Origin of the sequence: Shewanella seohaensis (assembly GCF_023283775.1) — a bacterium.
Classification (GTDB): domain Bacteria; phylum Pseudomonadota; class Gammaproteobacteria; order Enterobacterales; family Shewanellaceae; genus Shewanella; species Shewanella seohaensis.
Map to the genome: position 1 here is coordinate 25,504 of NZ_JAKILE010000023.1, position 16,187 is coordinate 41,690.

The 16,187-nt window shown below is 47.7% G+C and carries 14 protein-coding genes, 2 tRNA genes and 1 pseudogene; 11 read left to right on the forward strand and 6 right to left on the reverse strand.

What is annotated here, in order from left to right; translation table 11 throughout:
• Positions 1–149: 149 nt before the first annotated feature.
• Positions 150–650, reverse strand: coding sequence for a peptidylprolyl isomerase (locus tag L2713_RS19860; protein ID WP_248969060.1), 501 nt, complete (start codon positions 648–650; stop codon positions 150–152).
• 45 nt (positions 651–695) lie between these two features.
• Positions 696–2,159 (reverse strand): DEAD/DEAH box helicase, encoded by a 1,464-nt coding sequence (locus tag L2713_RS19865; RefSeq protein ID WP_248969061.1) that lies wholly within the window; start codon positions 2,157–2,159, stop codon positions 696–698.
• A gap of 312 nt (positions 2,160–2,471) precedes the next feature.
• On the opposite strand from L2713_RS19865, the gene L2713_RS19870 reads away from it, so the two are divergent.
• The gene (locus L2713_RS19870) at positions 2,472–4,262 is read left to right on the forward strand and encodes a DUF885 domain-containing protein (RefSeq protein WP_248969062.1); all 1,791 of its coding nucleotides are present in this window, start codon (positions 2,472–2,474) and stop codon (positions 4,260–4,262) included.
• Between the two features lie 201 nt (positions 4,263–4,463).
• Here the strand turns inward: L2713_RS19870 and L2713_RS19875 are convergent, their stop codons facing one another.
• Positions 4,464–4,784, reverse strand: a complete 321-nt coding sequence (locus L2713_RS19875; protein ID WP_086904120.1) for a hypothetical protein — start codon at positions 4,782–4,784, stop codon at positions 4,464–4,466.
• Positions 4,785–5,003: 219 nt separating this feature from the next.
• Between L2713_RS19875 and L2713_RS19880 the strand changes: the two genes are divergently transcribed.
• The 3 genes from L2713_RS19880 to L2713_RS19890 are packed head-to-tail and all read left to right on the forward strand — an operon-like array spanning position 5,004 to position 8,023.
• Positions 5,004–5,498, forward strand: a complete 495-nt coding sequence (locus L2713_RS19880) for a putative 4-hydroxy-4-methyl-2-oxoglutarate aldolase (protein WP_248969063.1) — start codon at positions 5,004–5,006, stop codon at positions 5,496–5,498.
• A 42-nt stretch (positions 5,499–5,540) separates the two neighbouring features.
• The gene (locus L2713_RS19885; RefSeq protein WP_248969064.1) at positions 5,541–7,361 is read left to right on the forward strand and encodes an AsmA family protein; all 1,821 of its coding nucleotides are present in this window, start codon (positions 5,541–5,543) and stop codon (positions 7,359–7,361) included.
• Positions 7,362–7,363: 2 nt separating this feature from the next.
• A complete protein-coding gene (locus L2713_RS19890) occupies positions 7,364–8,023 on the forward strand; it encodes a BsuPI-related putative proteinase inhibitor (RefSeq protein WP_248969065.1) in 660 nt (219 codons plus the stop codon).
• 249 nt (positions 8,024–8,272) lie between these two features.
• Here the strand turns inward: L2713_RS19890 and L2713_RS19895 are convergent, their stop codons facing one another.
• A complete protein-coding gene (locus tag L2713_RS19895; protein ID WP_248969066.1) occupies positions 8,273–9,820 on the reverse strand; it encodes a lytic transglycosylase in 1,548 nt (515 codons plus the stop codon).
• 252 nt (positions 9,821–10,072) lie between these two features.
• The gene (gloB, locus tag L2713_RS19900) at positions 10,073–10,876 is read right to left on the reverse strand and encodes a hydroxyacylglutathione hydrolase (RefSeq protein WP_248969067.1); all 804 of its coding nucleotides are present in this window, start codon (positions 10,874–10,876) and stop codon (positions 10,073–10,075) included.
• Between the two features lie 183 nt (positions 10,877–11,059).
• Here gloB and L2713_RS19905 point away from each other — a divergent pair, with 183 nt between their 5' ends.
• Complete coding sequence (locus tag L2713_RS19905; RefSeq protein WP_088211290.1) at positions 11,060–11,794, forward strand: class I SAM-dependent methyltransferase; 735 nt, start codon at positions 11,060–11,062, stop codon at positions 11,792–11,794.
• A gap of 23 nt (positions 11,795–11,817) precedes the next feature.
• Complete coding sequence (locus tag L2713_RS19910; RefSeq protein WP_011717298.1) at positions 11,818–12,717, forward strand: LysR substrate-binding domain-containing protein; 900 nt, start codon at positions 11,818–11,820, stop codon at positions 12,715–12,717.
• Positions 12,718–12,765: 48 nt separating this feature from the next.
• Here the strand turns inward: L2713_RS19910 and rnhA are convergent, their stop codons facing one another.
• Positions 12,766–13,242 carry a ribonuclease HI gene (gene rnhA, locus L2713_RS19915; RefSeq protein ID WP_109285850.1) on the reverse strand — a complete coding sequence of 159 codons (477 nt, stop codon included), beginning with the start codon at positions 13,240–13,242 and terminating at the stop codon, positions 12,766–12,768.
• A 69-nt stretch (positions 13,243–13,311) separates the two neighbouring features.
• On the opposite strand from rnhA, the gene dnaQ reads away from it, so the two are divergent.
• The 5 genes and pseudogenes from dnaQ to L2713_RS19940 form a co-directional block, all read left to right on the forward strand.
• The gene (dnaQ, locus tag L2713_RS19920; RefSeq protein WP_011717296.1) at positions 13,312–14,040 is read left to right on the forward strand and encodes a DNA polymerase III subunit epsilon; all 729 of its coding nucleotides are present in this window, start codon (positions 13,312–13,314) and stop codon (positions 14,038–14,040) included.
• Positions 14,041–14,050: 10 nt separating this feature from the next.
• Entirely contained in the window at positions 14,051–15,655 is a 1,605-nt protein-coding gene (locus L2713_RS19925) for a TIGR03503 family protein (RefSeq protein ID WP_248969069.1), read from the forward strand.
• A gap of 167 nt (positions 15,656–15,822) precedes the next feature.
• Positions 15,823–15,899 (forward strand) — tRNA-Asp (locus tag L2713_RS19930).
• Positions 15,900–15,957: 58 nt separating this feature from the next.
• Positions 15,958–16,034, forward strand: a tRNA-Asp gene (locus L2713_RS19935).
• A gap of 85 nt (positions 16,035–16,119) precedes the next feature.
• Positions 16,120–16,187: pseudogene (locus L2713_RS19940) on the forward strand (valyl-tRNA synthetase); the annotation flags it as partial.

Here is a 16,187-nt window from a genome sequence, read left to right on the forward strand (position 1 = left end):
CTTTTTTCTCTCTAGGCTTTAAAACCAAAGCCTTATCTATCAATGTATGTTGGCGGGATAGCTGTACCACAGCTAAGTAACACCACACTATTCCTCGATTAGATAAAGTAACTTATTCAACCAGAATGACTATTTTTCAACGATAATCACTATTTTTCAACGATAGTTACTTTTTCGATAATAATCGGCTCACGGGGCACGTCCTCATGGCCTGCAACACGGGTGGTTTTTACGCCTTCAATTTGCAGCACGACCTCGAGTCCCGCGGTGACTTTACCAAATACCGCATAACCCCAACCGTTGTTCGTGGTTGCTGTGTGGTCGAGGAACTCATTGTTGGCCGTATTAATAAAAAACTGCGCGGTCGCCGAGTGCGGTGCATCGGTACGGGCCATAGCGATAGTGCCAAACACATTCGATAGGCCTTTGTTGGCTTCGTTGACAATCGGTTCGTGGGTGGGCTTTTCCTTCATTTTGGCGGTAAAACCACCGCCTTGGATCATAAAGCCTTTGATCACTCGATGGAAAATCGTGTGCTCATAAAAACCTTCTTGGCAGTAGCGGATAAAGTTTTTGGCGGTAACGGGCGCGCGCTCCAGATCGAGTTCGATACTGATATCACCGAGGTTGGTTGTAAAAATAATCGTCATATTTGCTTCTGCTATTTTGAGTTAATTCGTTAATACGCTGCTAATTCACTTAGTGCTTTTGTACCAAGGATTTGCTTGGGGTTCGTTATCCCCCTGCGACTTGATGCTGTTTTGCCATGGATTAGCTTGCAGTGGATTCGCAGGGCGGCTATCAGAACGAGTACCTGAGCGACTATCCGTCCCTGTCTTTGGGGCTTTAGGCGCAGGAGTTGCTTTGGCACTGCGATGCTTCTTGGCTTGTGTCGCCTCAAAGGTGCCCGGCTTGCCACTCGAATAGGGGCGGGGTTGAGCACTTGTGTCGGCGGGTTTATGGGGTTTACGCTCTGTTGTCGATGCCGATTTAGGCACAAAATCGAGTATGGAAATCGGCACGACTTTTTTCGGCTCAAAGCCTGCTATCTCCCTGCGTACGATAACATGACCTAAGCGACGTTCGATGGCACATAGGTTTCTGAAATCATCCTTAGAAACAAAGGAAATCGCTTCACCTTGGTTACCCGCACGTCCGGTACGACCAATGCGGTGAATATAGTCGTCGGCTTCATCGGGTAAGTCGTAGTTAATCACCCGCGCTAAGGCATCGATATCAATACCGCGTGAGGCCACGCCTGTGGCGACCAAGAAGGAGACTTTACCCGCTTTAAAATCGATAAGCAGTTGCTCGCGTACCGCTTGGCTACGACCACTGTGAAAAGCCTCCGCAACAATGCCACGCTTTTCTAACTGGCTAACCAATTTGGCTGCGCCGTGTTTGGTTTGGATAAAAATTAATGCCTGTGACCAGTTATTTTCTTGGATCAAATGACTCAGCAGCGCCGACTTTTTATCTTTATCGACCGTGGTCAACCATTGGTCAATATGAGTCGACGCCGCGCTCTTACGGCTGATTTCAATTTCGATGGCGTCCGGAATAGCGGATTTCGCCAGCGCTTTCACCTGTTTTGATAAAGTGGCAGAAAATAAGAGGTTTTGTCTCTGCTCGGGCAGCTTTTCGATGATGCTATTAATGTCTTCGATAAAGCCCATATCGAGCATGCGGTCGGCTTCGTCGAGCACCAATACTGAGACTTCATCGAAACGGATGGCCCTTTGGGTATACATGTCGAGCAAACGCCCAGGCGTGGCCACCAGTAAATCCACGCCTTCAATCAGTCGTTTCTTTTGCGGCGCGGCGTCGACACCACCGTACATGGCCATGGCTGTTAAAGGTAAATACTTGGCGTATTGGTTGATATTTTCTTCGACCTGAAGCGCTAACTCACGTGTCGGGGTGAGTATGATGGCGCGCACTCGCTTAGGGCGGATCTTGGGGGCATCGGCGAATCTGTGTAGCAGCGGCAGCACAAAACTGGCGGTTTTACCTGTGCCCGTTTGCGCTGCGGCAAGCACATTCTTGCCCGCTAAAATGCTGGGTATGGCCTTTGTCTGTATCGGCGTGGGGTTCGTGTAACCCAGTTCAGTCACCGCTTTGACAAGCGCGCTGTGTAATCCAAGTTGGGAGAATGGCATTGAGAGTCTCAACTAAATGATTTATTGGCAAACTGTAGGCCTGAGGCGAACAGCGAAGCAGGTCGCTATTATAGCAGTAGCAATAGTGGAATAGGGGATTATCTCACGCAGGTTGATAGCTGAGCGCTATCGGCACTCGAGCTTACAAATTTGTAACTGGGCATGTATTCGCTTGCAACACAGCTGCAATTAGGCGGCTGATATGATTAACTTAAGTCCTTTTATTGGCGTCTGATGAGTTAAGTTTTTAGACGCTTACGGTCGCCTCGAGGCACTGGAATTAACGCATAAATATAAAAAGGACGAAAAAGAATGAAGAAAACCGCCATCTCTCTTGCGATCTTGTTATCGCTCGCAGGCCTTGCGGGTTGCCAATCGCAATCAACTCAAGCGTCAGCCGATACCGCCAAATCAAGCGTGGTCGGTGCTGATGTGAAGACCAGCGCCTTTGCACAATTTAGCCAGACTTTTATCGATGATCTGTGGCAATTAGCGCCAACTTGGGCGCTCTACAGCGGCAAACACGTTAATGATGGCTATTTAGAAATCCCCAATGAAGCCAGCCGTGTTAAGACGCTTGCCTTTGTAAAAGCCCAGCAGGCAAAGCTGAAACAGTTTGAACTTAAGTCTCTGAGCTCTAACGAAACCATCGATTATCACTTGATTGATAATCTGCTAAACAGCATGGCGTGGGAAATCACCGACTTTAAATCATGGCAATGGGATCCCTCGAGCTATAACGTGGCGGGCGGTTTTGCACAAATCATCAATGAAAACTTTGCGCCACTGGATGACAGATTACGTTCCGTATTGGCCAGAATGGAAAATATCCCTGCTTATTACGCCGCGGCGCGCAGCAATATTCAGCAGCCAACCCTAGAACACACTGAATTGGCTGTGATGCAAAACCAAGGTGCGTTTTCGGTCTTCTCCGATGATTTATTGAAGCAAGTGGCGGATTCTGGTCTGTCAGATGCGGAAAAATCGCTGTTTAAATCCCGTTTCGATACGGCAACCAAAGCGATTAACGAACATATTACTTGGTTAAATGCACAGGTTAGCCAACTGAAAAAAGACGGTGCTCGCAGCTTTAGAATTGGTGAAGAATTATACGAGCAAAAGTTTGCCTTTGATATCCAAGCGGGCATGACAGCAAAACAGCTCTATCAAAAAGCCATGGCGGATAAAGAAAGAGTGCAAGGTGAAATGGCGAAGATCACCGACAAGCTGTGGCCAAAATATTTCACTACGCCAAAACCAAGTGATAATAAAATCGCCATTCGCCAATTGATTGATAAATTATCGACAGAGCACGTTAAACGTGATGACTTTGTGAGCGAAGTCCGTAAACAAATTCCTGAGTTGATTGAATTTGTAAATCAAAAAGACTTAGTGACCTTAGATCCTAAAAAACCATTAGTCGTGCGTGAAACCCCGGAGTATATGCGTGGTTATGCGGGAGCTTCGATTAGTGCGCCTGGCCCCTATGATAAATTAGGCAATACCTATTATAACGTCACGCCACTCGATGGTATGAGTGATGAATCCGCAGAAAGCTATTTACGCGAATATAACCACTGGATATTACAGATTTTAAATATCCATGAGGCGATTCCTGGACACTACACCCAATTAGTTTATTCCAATGAGTCACCAAGCTTAGTGAAAAGCTTATTTGGTAATGGCGCTATGGTTGAAGGTTGGGCCGTTTATACCGAACGCATGATGCTTGAAGAGGGCTATGGTAATTTCGAGCCTGAAATGTGGTTGATGTATTACAAGTGGAATTTACGTGTTATCTGTAACACCATCTTAGACTACAGCATTCATGTTAAAGGCATGACTGAAGAGCAAGCCATTAGTCTGATGATGGATGAAGCGTTCCAGCAACGTGCTGAGGCGGAAGGTAAATGGCGCCGTGCCACCCTAAGCCAAGTGCAGCTGACAAGTTACTACTCGGGATACCGCGAAATTTACGATTTCCGCGAAGAATATAAGCAGCTCAAAGGCAAGGATTTTGACCTAAAAGCATTCCATGAGAAGTTTTTAAGTTATGGCAGTGCACCGGTGAAATATATTCGCCAATTAATGTTAGAGCAGTAATCCATCACCCAGATATAAGGCGCTAACTGAGCGCCTTATATCTGTTCTCTAAACGCCATTCGCTAACATCATGCATTAATCATGAATGATATTTCATGATGTCCTTAAGACCGCCAAAATCACTCAAGCAAAAATCCTGATATTCCGTACTGAATCGAGATGTTCGCGGAAAGGGTAAGAAGTGCTGATTATCGAAGAGGGTTATTTCTTAGTGCTAGACTCTGCCATGATGGCTAAAACTTCTTCGTAGGAAAGGTTTAATTCGCGAGAGAGGTTGATGATTTTGGTTTTATAGGTTTGAATGTTTTCTTGTTGTGCGAGCTGATGTTTCTTTTCTTCTACTAATTCGTTAACAGTTTCTTGCAATATCAATAATCGACGTAAACTGTAGTCTAGGGATTTGATATATTTCCCCATTTGTTGTTTATTACGGGCTTGCTCAAGATCCGTTGAGGCTTTTTTCTCATATCCATATTCATCCAGCGCGGCAATAGCGCTTTGCAAATCAAGATCTGTTGTCATTTGGTGTTCACTTTATTACAAGAAGTTGAGAAGCTAAATAATGAATTAACGTACCCAAGCGGGTGTCATAGGAGGTTAACTATCGCAGATTATCATGTTTATGCCAATGCTCATAAACTATTTAAAGTGTAAACCTCATTAAAAAGTCGAGTTTCGCATTAGGCTTGTAGGGGTCTACAATAATGGTTAGTCTAAACTTTTCACTTCGCGGAGATCCAAATGCTTGATCTATTGCCTGATTTGTTCGATCACTACCCTACAAAACTGTCGCTGTTACCGCTCGAATTTCGCAGTTTTGGTGGTAAGCGTTTGTTTTGGGGTGAAGTTGTAACGGTCAAATGTTTTGAAGATAACTCCAAAGTGAAAGAAGTGCTGGCCCAGCCCGGTCATGGAAAAGTATTGGTCGTTGATGGTGGCGGCTCACCCCGGCGGGCGTTATTAGGGGATTTGATTGCGCAAAGTGCTCTCGATAACGGTTGGCAAGGTGTGGTGATTAATGGCTATGTCCGTGATGTGGCAAGACTTTCTACTTTTAATCTTGGCGTCTATGCCTTAGGGGCTATGCCCATCAAGACCGAAAAATTAAACCAAGGTCAAATCGATGTGCCGATTGAGTTTGGCGCTGTGACAGTAAAACCCGGCATGATGCTTTATGCCGATGAGAATGGCATTGCCATTAGCGAGGCGTCATTAAACTTTGCCTTTCTAAGTTAAGTGTTATCAAAAATTCAAGATGTTATTGATAAGGATGTTTCTATGAAATTCATTAAGTGGCTTTTAGCTCTTCTGGTGACCTTAGTGGTTGCAGTCACCTTATATCTCACCGTATTTTTCGACCCTAATGATTTTAAACCAGAAATAGTCAACGCCGTTAAAAAGCAGACAGGGCGTGAGCTTGTCATCGGTGATGATTTGTCGTGGACATTTTTCCCGACGGTAGGGATTAATCTTGGGGGGATTTCACTCTCTAATCCCGATGGATTTACACCCAAATCTATGCTTGAAGTGAATAAGGCTGTGGCAGAAGTAGAGCTTATGCCACTGTTTAGCAAGCAAATTGAAATTGCGCAGCTAAGCCTTGATGGTGCAAAAATCAATCTGGTCACCCGTAAAAATGGCAGTTCGAGCCTCGATGGCTTAACGGGCAAGGGCGCTGAAAAACCAGCAACGCCTGCCGAGCCAAGCGCCAAAGCACAATTAACGAGCATTGATGTGGGCGGCGTTTCGATTACCAACACCGAAATCAATTTGATTGATGAAGCCAAGGGACAAACCCAAACCTTAACCTTGAAGCAATTTACGCTGGGGGCATTTTCACTCGATAAATTTGCGCCTATGGCCTACGAATTTGCCGCGACCCTGCCGGATATGACTGTGAGCAGCAAAGGCGAAGGACAAATCAATTTAAGCCATGATTTTAATCAGCTGGTGATTGAGAAGCTGGATATTGAGACTCAAGTTGAAGGCGAGGGGATCCCCAATAAAAAATTGACTGCTGAGGTTAGCCTAAACAGCCAAATCGCATTAGATAAAAAGCAGCTGTCGGCAGACATCAGTAAATTAACGGCGATGGATATTAATGCAGCGGGTAAGTTGGCGGTGAATTACGGCGGTAAAGTGCCGCAAATTAACGCGGATTTCCAACTGGGTGACATTGACCTCGATGCCTTATTGCCAAAATCTGATACGGCGGAAAAGCAAGCTGCTGCCACGCCTTCACAGGCTCAGGCGGTAGAGCCCGACCTTACCGCGCTCAATGGCTTAGATGCCAAACTGACATTAGCGGTCAAATCCATCAAGGTGGCGAACTTATCAACGCAAAACTGGTTGATGGATTTAGGCATTAAGAATGGTGTGGTTGATCTTAAGCAACTGACTGCGGATCTTTACCAAGGTAAGTTGATGCTAAATGCGCAGGTTGATGCCCGCTCAAAAGTTGCCAGTTATCAATTTGATAAGCAAATCTCGGGTGTTCAGATCCGTCCATTACTCAAGGATGCCGCCGAGCTGGAAATTCTGGCCGGTACAGCCAATTTCAACGTTAAGGGTAAAGGTAAGAGTTTAATTCCCGAGCAGTTGAAGAAAAACCTACTTGCTAATGGCCGTTTTGATATTACCGACGGTGCCCTTTACGGGGTGAATATTCCGCAAATGATCCGTAGCGCGCAGGCCAAGTTAAAGGGGGATATGTCCGCCGACACCAAAGAAGAGCGTAAAACCGACTTCTCGAGCCTGACGGGTAACTTCAGCCTAGAGAACGGTGTGGCGACAAATCCTGATCTTGCCATGTCATCACCGCTATTACGGGTGGCGGGTAAGGGCAGTGCAAACCTGCTGACCGAAGGCTTGGATTACCGATTGACCACGACCTTAGTGAACTCCCTCAAAGGTCAGGGCGGTAGCGAGAAAAATGCCTTGGCTGGCATTGATATTCCACTTGCGATCACCGGCACCTTCCAAAAACCTGAATATGCTTTAGATACCCAAGCGCTGCTGAACAATCAGTTGAAGGAAGAAACGGATAAAGCCAAAGATAAATTAAAGGACTCCCTACTGAAAAAACTCGGTGGTTTTTAGGCATGGGAAAACACACCGCTAAGCAAGTGTCAGGGAGTAAGCTTCAACCTAAGCAGGCATTAACGCGTATTGCGCGCCCGCTTGGGATGGCATTGGTGGCGGGGCAGCTGTTTGGCTGCTTTGCCCCGCAAGCCCAGACTAATGTGCCAAAAACCGATATTCGTACCGAGGCAGCTAAACAACCTGAAGTGGTACAGACCGCCGATTTAGCGGCGAAACTACAGGGAATTGAAGCAAAATCCAGCTTAAAAGTGGAACAGGTATCGAACAAACCGTCTCAGGCTTTACTCACGGGGACGCTTTCCCTCGATACTTTTGTGGATTTTAAACAACCGCTTAAGGCGACATTAACGGTTCGCAATCCCTCGACTCAGGCGGTTGCACTGCGTTATCACTCGGGCATGACTGCCGATTTGTTACTGACCACAGTGCAAGGAAAGCGTCTTTGGGCTTGGTCTGACGATATGATGTTTACTCAAGCTCTGCGTGATACTCAGTTAGCCTCCGGTGAGGAGCTGGTGGTCAAGTTTGCGATCCCGCCAAAAGCCTTGGCAGGGATCCCAAATGAAGGAGCCCATCTTGAGGCGCAATTTGCCGCTAAGGCGCTGGAAAGCGAATTGCCAGCAATGGCGCCCGTCGTGTACTTGCTAACCCTTGAGTAATGCGAGTTAAAGATTGCGTGATTCTTGTAAACTGCAGTGTATTTAAGATTGCAGATTGAAAGACAGCGGGCTACAAGGGCGAGTACCGAGGCTATTTAGGACGATTTTTTTGCGAATAAAAAAGGCAGTAACCCAGGGTTACTGCCTTTTTGTTTGCCTTATAAGAACAGGCTTAAATGTGAATGCTTGTGGCTCTTTCGCCGATAAGTCGGGCTTTACTCAATATCTAAGCCGTTTTCAAACTCGGCATTAGGCATTTAAATTGCTTTCATCCACCACCAGCTTTAACACTTGGCCGGGTTGAATGTATTGCGATGAAGTTAAGCTGTTCCACTCGAGCAGCTCTGCAACCGTCACTTTAAATTTGCTAGCAATACGCGCTAAGGAGTCGCCTGATTTCACCTTGTAGCTGACGGTGCGAATTTGCTCCACTTCCGCTTGGGTTGGCGGCGCAACTATGGTCAGTTTTTGGCCCATCTGCAATTTACTGTCTTTGCTTAAATGGTTCCAAGCGGTGAGCTGTTTCACCGATACCTTATGATTTTGTGCGATTTGCCACAGGGTATCGCCGGATTTCACTTGGTAAGTCAACTTATTACCGGAGGTCGAAGTTGCCGCTTTTTTAGGTAACTTCTGGCTGGTTGACATCGCATACAGCTGTTTATCGTCGGCAGAGACCGGAATAATCAGGTGTCTACCCGCAACGATAGTGTTATTTTTCATACCATTAGCCGCACGGATCGCATTGACCGTGGTATGGTGTTTCTTGGCAATGGCGCCGATACTATCACCGGATTTAATGGTGTATCTGAGCCAACTTACACGGGCTTCACTCTCGGTTTCGGCCAGTGCTTTTTTAAACTCTTCTGACTTATCAATCGGCAATACCAGCGTATGGGGTCCCGTCGGTGCAGTGGCCCAGCGGTTGTATCCAGGATTGAGTTTTAATAGCTCATGGGTCGTCATATTGGCGAGCCCTGCCGCCATGGCCAAGTCAATTTGGCTATCGATATCAACCACTTCGATAGAAGGGCTGTTTTCAATTGGCGCTAGCGTAATGCCGTACTCGTCGGCATGTTTGATCACTTCGGCGAGGGCCAATAATTGTGGCACATAACGCTCTGTCTCTTTTGGCAGATCCAGTGACCAAAAGTCGGTTTTAAGGCCTTTATCTTCATTGCGTTTAATCGCATTGAGGACGCGAGACTCGCCCGAGTTATAGGCTGCAATCGCATAAAGCCAATTATTATTGGTTTTGTCGTACAGGTATTCGAGCATGTCCAACGCGGCCACCGTGGAGGCGGGCACATCACGACGGCCGTCGTACCACCAGTTCATCTCTAACCCAAAATGGCTGGCCATTGGGGTTGTAAATTGCCAAAGCCCGGAGGCGGCACTGGCAGAAGATGCACTGGGATCGAAAGCGCTTTCGATAATCGGCAGCAACGCGATCTCGATCGGCAGATGGCGCTTTTCAAGCTCTTCGACGATCAAATACATGTAAGGTGCCGCACGCTCAGAAATTACTTCGAGGTGTTTAGGGTTCTTGATGTACCAATCGCGATAATAATTAACTAATTTTTTGTCAGGAACGGGGAGTTGCATTCCTTGACGAATTCGCTCCCACACATCAGTAATTTGCGCCGTCTCGGGTTCGGTTGCGAGATAATACTGTGGGACGGTATTTTCGGTTGTGACGGTTTCAGCTTCAGGTTTGGTCACCTGATGGTTGTCTAAAGTCTGACAACCTGTGAGTAGGGCAAATCCCCCTACTACAACATAAAGTGATACTCTCATGGAAAACGATAGTCCTCTGTTAGTGCATTGCCACTGCACAATCTCATCTAGCTATAATGAGCTAACGAATTGATTATTATGTAAATAGTGGCAACACAGAGCGCAAAGTATTCACGCAAAAACGAGCCATTCTATGGGATCTTTTTGATCTTGTCCCTAAATTATCGTACATCTTGTAGGGTCACTTTTGATTTACATCATCAAAAATGGAAAAAACTGTATAAATTTCAGCCATAAATAGATCGTTTTTTACTAAAAAATATCTTTCCACTGCCTGAGTAGGGTAAAACAGGTCAGTTCGTCTGCTTTAGTCAGATCTTGATCACAAAACTGATTTTTTATGCTGTTGACTATGGCGGGCGCCAACGGCCTGAGGAAGGGATTTATGGCTCGCTCTAATCCGATCGTGGAGGGAATGGTGGCTTTGCCTTGCGCGCGAAGGTTGTTTGCCTGCTCCACATAGGCGTTGAGCGCTTCATTATCCGCATCGACTGCTTGGGCAAATTTCAGGTTGGCGAGGGTGTACTCATGGGCGCAATACACTCGGGTTTTATCGGGCAGCGCCGCGAGCTGGCTTAAGGATTGCCACATTTGGCTTGGCGTGCCCTCAAATAAGCGGCCGCAGCCTGCGCTAAAAAGCGTATCACCGCAAAATAGTGCGTCATCTACTAGATAGGCGATATGCCCAGCGGTATGCCCGGGAACGGACAGGATACGTACGGGCGATTCAACAAAAGGCAGGACGAGTGTATCACTCAGCGTTGGGTCAATTGGCAGATTGATGCCTTGAATATCTTCACTTCGTGGACCATAAACGGTTAAGTCATGGCCTGTGGTCTGCTTAACATGGGCCGCGAGGGCGGGGATCCCACCTGTGTGATCCTTATGGTGATGGGTGATCAAAATACCCGCTAGTGAGAGTTGCTGGGCGCGCAAGTAGTCGAGCATGACATTGGCATCGCCCGGGTCAACCACATACACGGCTTCCTGGGAGTCTTGTCGCAACACCCAGATATAATTGTCATTAAAGGCATTAATCGCTGATATAGTGAGCATAGCACCGCCGATCGCTGTATTTCGTTTTGAAGATAAGGTTATTATCCATAAGAGGGGCTCACTTGGCGACAGTGCATGATAATTGCTCATGACAAACATTAGGGACAACGCTAAGGCGGCAAAGGGTAAGATGGGTGATTGTATCCACCATTAAGTTAAGAGTAACGGGAAGGGAGGAGACTTGTGTCGTATAACAGTGCTATGCGCAAACCCGAACAATGGGACGATTTGCCCAATGGTCCTGCACTCCAACAAGCCGTTGCCGATAAGCTTGCCGATTGGTGGCCAAGGGTGTTTGGCTACCACTTACTCAAACTCGGCCCTTTAAGCGCCGATCTCTCGAGTATGGCATCCCCCGTTGCGCACCATTTCTCTCTGTGCTCAGAACCTAATGCCTCGTTAATTGGCGATTTTTGCCATTTACCCCTACAGAATGGGGTGATCGATGCCGTGCTGATGAGTCTGTTGCTCGAATTTGAAGCCGATCCTTACCGTATCCTGCGGGAAACCGACAGGGTGCTGATCGCTGGCGGATACTTATTTATTGTAGGTTTTAATCCCTTAAGCCCAGTGTTTCTCGGTAAGTTATGGCCAAAGTATCAGGATAATCTACCCTGGTGTGGGCGTTTTTTCATGCCCTCTCGAGTACGAGACTGGTTAGGATTATTGGGCTATCAAGTGGTCAGCGATGAACGTTTAGTCTACCACCCGTTAATTGGTGAGTTTAATGACGGCCGTTTTATGCAGCAAACCTTGGCCTCATGGCTACCCAGTGCAGGCAGCTTATATTTAATTGTAGCGCGTAAATTAGAGTCGCCATTAACGCCCATCCGCGACAAACGTAAAGTGTTACAGCCGAATTGGACCACGGCCCCGAGCGCGGGTCGAACTGGGCATTTATCCGAACATACCAAATAATTTCATTCATTGATGAGTCTGTTATGCGAATAACCTTAAGGCAACTTGCGGTATTTGAAGCCGTTGCACGCAGTGGACAAGTGGCAAAAGCGGCGGAGCAAGTTAATCTGTCGCCGCCTGCGACCTCCATGGCCTTGGCCGAATTAGAAAAGCAGCTCAACGCCCGTTTATTTGAGCGGATTGGCAATCGATTACAGCTCAACTCCCAAGGGAATTTGTTACTGCCACTGGCGACGGACTTGTTACATCGAGTCGAGCAAATCGAGCAAGCGTTCACGCGCCAAGACGGCGATTTAGTCGGGCATTTAAGCGTGAGCGCCAGTTCCACGATTGGTAACTATTTGTTAGCAAAAGCGGCGGTGGCCTTTTGTCAGCAACATACGCAGACCCATGTGGATGTGGCCATTACCAATACCCAAGAAGTGATCCAATCGGTCGCGCAATTTCGCGCCGAAATGGGGTTTATCGAAGGACATTGCACCGATAACCGCTTGAATATTGAGCCTTGGCATAAGGACAGACTATTAGTCTTTTGTCATCCGGCGCATCCCCTCGCGGGGCAGACGGTTAAACCCGCAGCGGTCAAAGGCCAATCTTGGGTATTAAGGGAAGAAGGCTCCGGCACGCGTGAATATTTTGTCAATGCAGCCAATGAATTAGGTATGCAGCCCGAGGCAAAATTTTGTTTTACCACGCCCGATGCCATTAAGCTTGCGGTTAAACAAGGCGCTGGATTGGGTGTGCTCTCTGAACTGGCACTGGATAAAGACATCAGCCGAAAAGAGCTGGCCCTAGTCACCATTGAAGGCCTTGTGCTGGAGCGACAGTTTTATCGCATTACCCACAAGAGCCGCCAAGCCACATCATTAGGTCTAGCCTTTGTGCAGTTTTGCGGTAATTTTTTCCATTTATCTCGGGAATAAACGGCGCAACGTTAAGCGGCGAAATGAGCGCCGAAGTGGCTACAGGTATTAGGACTCTGCCTGATAGCCTTCATCGACTTGGGTAGGGCTTGCTTCAGCGGCGGCGCGGGCGAGTTGATCGCAGCGCTCGTTTTCGGCGTGTCCGGCGTGGCCTTTAACCCAACGCCAATCAATTTGATGCAGCTGGGCGGCTTTGTCTAACCGTTTCCAGAGGTCAACATTTTTCACCGGTGTACGATTCGAGGTCATCCAGCCTTTTTTCTTCCAACCATGGATCCAAGTGGTGATCCCTTGGCGCATATATTGGCTATCGCTGGTTAAAATAACCTTGCAAGGTTCTTTTAACGCCTCGAGGGCAACGATGGGGGCTAATAATTCCATGCGATTATTGGTCGTCAAGGCAAAACCATCGGACATCTCCTTTGTATGGCCCTTATAATTCATTACAATGCCATAGCCACCGGGGCCAGGGTTGCCTAAGCAAGAGCCATCGGTGAAGATGTGGATCAGTTTTAGTTCAGTCATCAAATGGTTATCCGCAGCGTAAATACTGGCGAGTATAACCAAAAAATGTCATAAGAAGCGCATAAAAGTATGAATATTATCTCAAACGCAAGCCGTCAGGTTATTTTGGATACTGAAACCACGGGTATGAACCAAGGCAGTGGTGCAGTGTATTTAGGCCACAGAATTATTGAGATAGGGTGTGTTGAGGTGATCAACCGCCGTTTAACGGGCCGTTATTTCCATCAATATATTAATCCCGGCCAAGCGATTGACCCAGAAGCGATTGCGGTTCACGGCATCACCGATGAGCGCGTTGCCAATGAGCCTAGGTTCCATCAGATAGCGCAAGAGTTTATCGATTTTATCAGTGGCGCCGAAATTGTGGCCCATAACGCAAACTTCGACGTGAGCTTTATGGACCATGAATTTTCGCTGTTGCAGCCATTAGGGCCAAAGACCAGTGAAATCTGTGAGATCTTAGACTCCCTCGATATCGCAAAATTTTTGCATCCCGGGCAAAAGAACAACTTAGACGCGCTGTGTAAGCGCTACGGTATCGATAACTCCCGCCGTCTGTACCACGGGGCATTACTCGACGCCGAGATCTTAGCCGATGTGTATTTGGCGATGACAGGCGGACAAACCAAGTTCAATCTCTCTAATGATGAAGTCGGTCAAGAGGCGGGGGGGATCCAACGCTTTGATCCCGCATCACTTAATCTTAAAGTGATCAGCGCATCGGCCGATGAACTCGTTATGCATGAAAAGCGTCTTGATTTAGTCGCAAAATCAGGAAAATGCCTCTGGAGAGGATAATTTATTGCCTATGACGATGTCGCTGCGAAAATCCCTACGAAATACCACGTTAGTGCTCGGCGGCCTCTGCTTGAGCACCTCTTTGCTGGCGGCCGATACCGAACCTGCCGTTAATACCGCTCAGCCGCCCGCCACTATGGCGCCAAAGGCCCAAGAGGCGCAGCCCAGTGCCGTAAAACCCGATGATGCTCAAGTCAGTGCGTCTAAGGTCAGTGAGCCCAAAGTCAGTGAGCCCAAAGTCAGTGAGCCAAAAGTCACTGAGGCTAGAGCGAATGCAGATAAGCCGGCTGACGTGAAAGCGAGCGCCGAAAAGCCAGTTGATGCCAAGCCGAGTCAAACCACTCAAGCCAAGCCAACCAAGCCTGCTACTCGAAAAGTAGTCCCTGTCGATACCGCCTCTGAGCTTAAAAATCGCTTTCGGGTGGATCATATGGTCAGCAGCATGACGCTGTTGATCCAGCGGGAGTACGGTTCTGCGCCTGTGGTCATCGTATTGCCCGACGGCAGCAAGTGGTACGCCAACCGTCATCCTGAAACGGTTAAATGGGTCGATGGCATTACAGGCGACATTATATATATCGAATCGCCTCAGCCTGGCCCTTGGCAATTGGTGGGTAAGGTGGTTCCAGGTTCGCAACTCAAACGTGTCTCTAAACTTGAGATTGAAGTGCAGCAACTGCCGCAGCCGTTATTCCAAGGTGAAGAAACCAAAGTCGTTGCTCAATTGATGGGGGATGCGGAGCGGGTGCGCATGCCGGGGCTCGATTATCTTGTTGAGTGGACCGCGCATTTTGTGAGTAAACATCGCGCCGGGGATGAAAACTTTGCCGCCGGTGACATTATTGTTGGCTCTTACAAAGATAATGGCGAAAAGTTTGATGAAAGACCCGACGATGGCATGTTTACCAGCGACATCAATCTAAAACAGCCCTGGGGCGAGTACGACTTTGTGGTCCAAGCCCGTAATAATGTGTTTGAACGACAGGTTTCTTTTCCCTTTACCTTATCGCCACGCCCAGTGAATGCCGAAGTGATCACCCCAGATGATCCGTTAACGGGGCGATGGAAAATAATGTTGCACGCCGATAGCAATGTGCTGCAATTGGCTGAAACCCATTTTTCATTCGAGCTTGTTGGACCAGCTGGTTTGCAACTTCCCCTCGTCGTTCATGGGCTTAAAGAGAGCGACACTGAACTGCCAATACCGCCTGTGACCGAGTTTGGCAGTTATCGAATTAAAGGCACTGTGGCGACCACCACAGTCACAGGCCGTGAAATCCTGCTCGATTTGCCAGAACTCTTCTTTAACTTAGTGCAGCCACCCGAACCGCCGCCGAGTGCCGAGGAGTTAGCCGCCGTTGCAGCGCAAAAGGCCGCTGAAGAAGAAGCCGTGGCAAAACAGGATGCACTGTTTTGGATCATCACCATCAATGCTGTGTTACTACTGCTTGGGGTTGTGGGGCTGATAGTCTGGCGTAAGCGTCAAAGTCTCGCGCAGGCACTGGCCGCCGCAGAGCAACGGATGTTAGACGAAGCAGGGCAGAGTAAGGCAGAGGCGCCATCGCTCGATGAGATTGATTTGACCATGCCAGACGAGCCGGATCATCGTCGCTAAATCAATGGCCAACAGTCAGGCATTTTAGACGCCAGTTTGAAGATATTTTGTTCATTTATCATGGGGTTTTGTTAAGTTTGGCGAAATTTTAACTAAACGATGCAAATGAGTGAAAAAAACGGTTGACGCTTCGAACGCTCAACCGTATTATTCACCGCAACTTGAGTGGAGCGGTAGTTCAGTTGGTTAGAATACCGGCCTGTCACGCCGGGGGTCGCGGGTTCGAGTCCCGTCCGCTCCGCCAGTCAAGTTGTTGAAAGTTAAAATTATAGTGCTGTAGTAGCGGTATAATAAAAAAGTTTGGAGCGGTAGTTCAGTTGGTTAGAATACCGGCCTGTCACGCCGGGGGTCGCGGGTTCGAGTCCCGTCCGCTCCGCCAAATAGAATAAGCCTCATCGAAAGATGGGGCTTTTTTCTATCTATTGTCTCGTCCTGAAATACGTTGACATAAAGAGGATTTCTTTATGACAACATCAATTAACTCAAGCCGTAAGCGCACACAACGAGATTACACCTTAGCCTTTAAATTAGG

Excerpts from the sequence above, each read along its gene's own strand:
- L2713_RS19875 (WP_086904120.1), bottom strand. The coding sequence starts at position 4,784 with ATGACAACAGATCTTGATTTGCAAAGCGCTATTGCCGCGCTGGATGAA.
- dnaQ (WP_011717296.1), top strand. The coding sequence starts at position 13,312 with ATGAATATTATCTCAAACGCAAGCCGTCAGGTTATTTTGGATACTGAA.
- L2713_RS19865 (WP_248969061.1), bottom strand. The coding sequence starts at position 2,159 with ATGCCATTCTCCCAACTTGGATTACACAGCGCGCTTGTCAAAGCGGTG.
- L2713_RS19895 (WP_248969066.1), bottom strand. The coding sequence starts at position 9,820 with ATGAGAGTATCACTTTATGTTGTAGTAGGGGGATTTGCCCTACTCACA.
- gloB (WP_248969067.1), bottom strand. The coding sequence starts at position 10,876 with ATGCTCACTATATCAGCGATTAATGCCTTTAATGACAATTATATCTGG.
- L2713_RS19860 (WP_248969060.1), bottom strand. The coding sequence starts at position 650 with ATGACGATTATTTTTACAACCAACCTCGGTGATATCAGTATCGAACTC.
- L2713_RS19880 (WP_248969063.1), top strand. The coding sequence starts at position 5,004 with ATGCTTGATCTATTGCCTGATTTGTTCGATCACTACCCTACAAAACTG.
- L2713_RS19925 (WP_248969069.1), top strand. The coding sequence starts at position 14,051 with ATGACGATGTCGCTGCGAAAATCCCTACGAAATACCACGTTAGTGCTC.
- L2713_RS19885 (WP_248969064.1), top strand. The coding sequence starts at position 5,541 with ATGAAATTCATTAAGTGGCTTTTAGCTCTTCTGGTGACCTTAGTGGTT.
- L2713_RS19910 (WP_011717298.1), top strand. The coding sequence starts at position 11,818 with ATGCGAATAACCTTAAGGCAACTTGCGGTATTTGAAGCCGTTGCACGC.
- L2713_RS19890 (WP_248969065.1), top strand. The coding sequence starts at position 7,364 with ATGGGAAAACACACCGCTAAGCAAGTGTCAGGGAGTAAGCTTCAACCT.
- rnhA (WP_109285850.1), bottom strand. The coding sequence starts at position 13,242 with ATGACTGAACTAAAACTGATCCACATCTTCACCGATGGCTCTTGCTTA.
- L2713_RS19870 (WP_248969062.1), top strand. The coding sequence starts at position 2,472 with ATGAAGAAAACCGCCATCTCTCTTGCGATCTTGTTATCGCTCGCAGGC.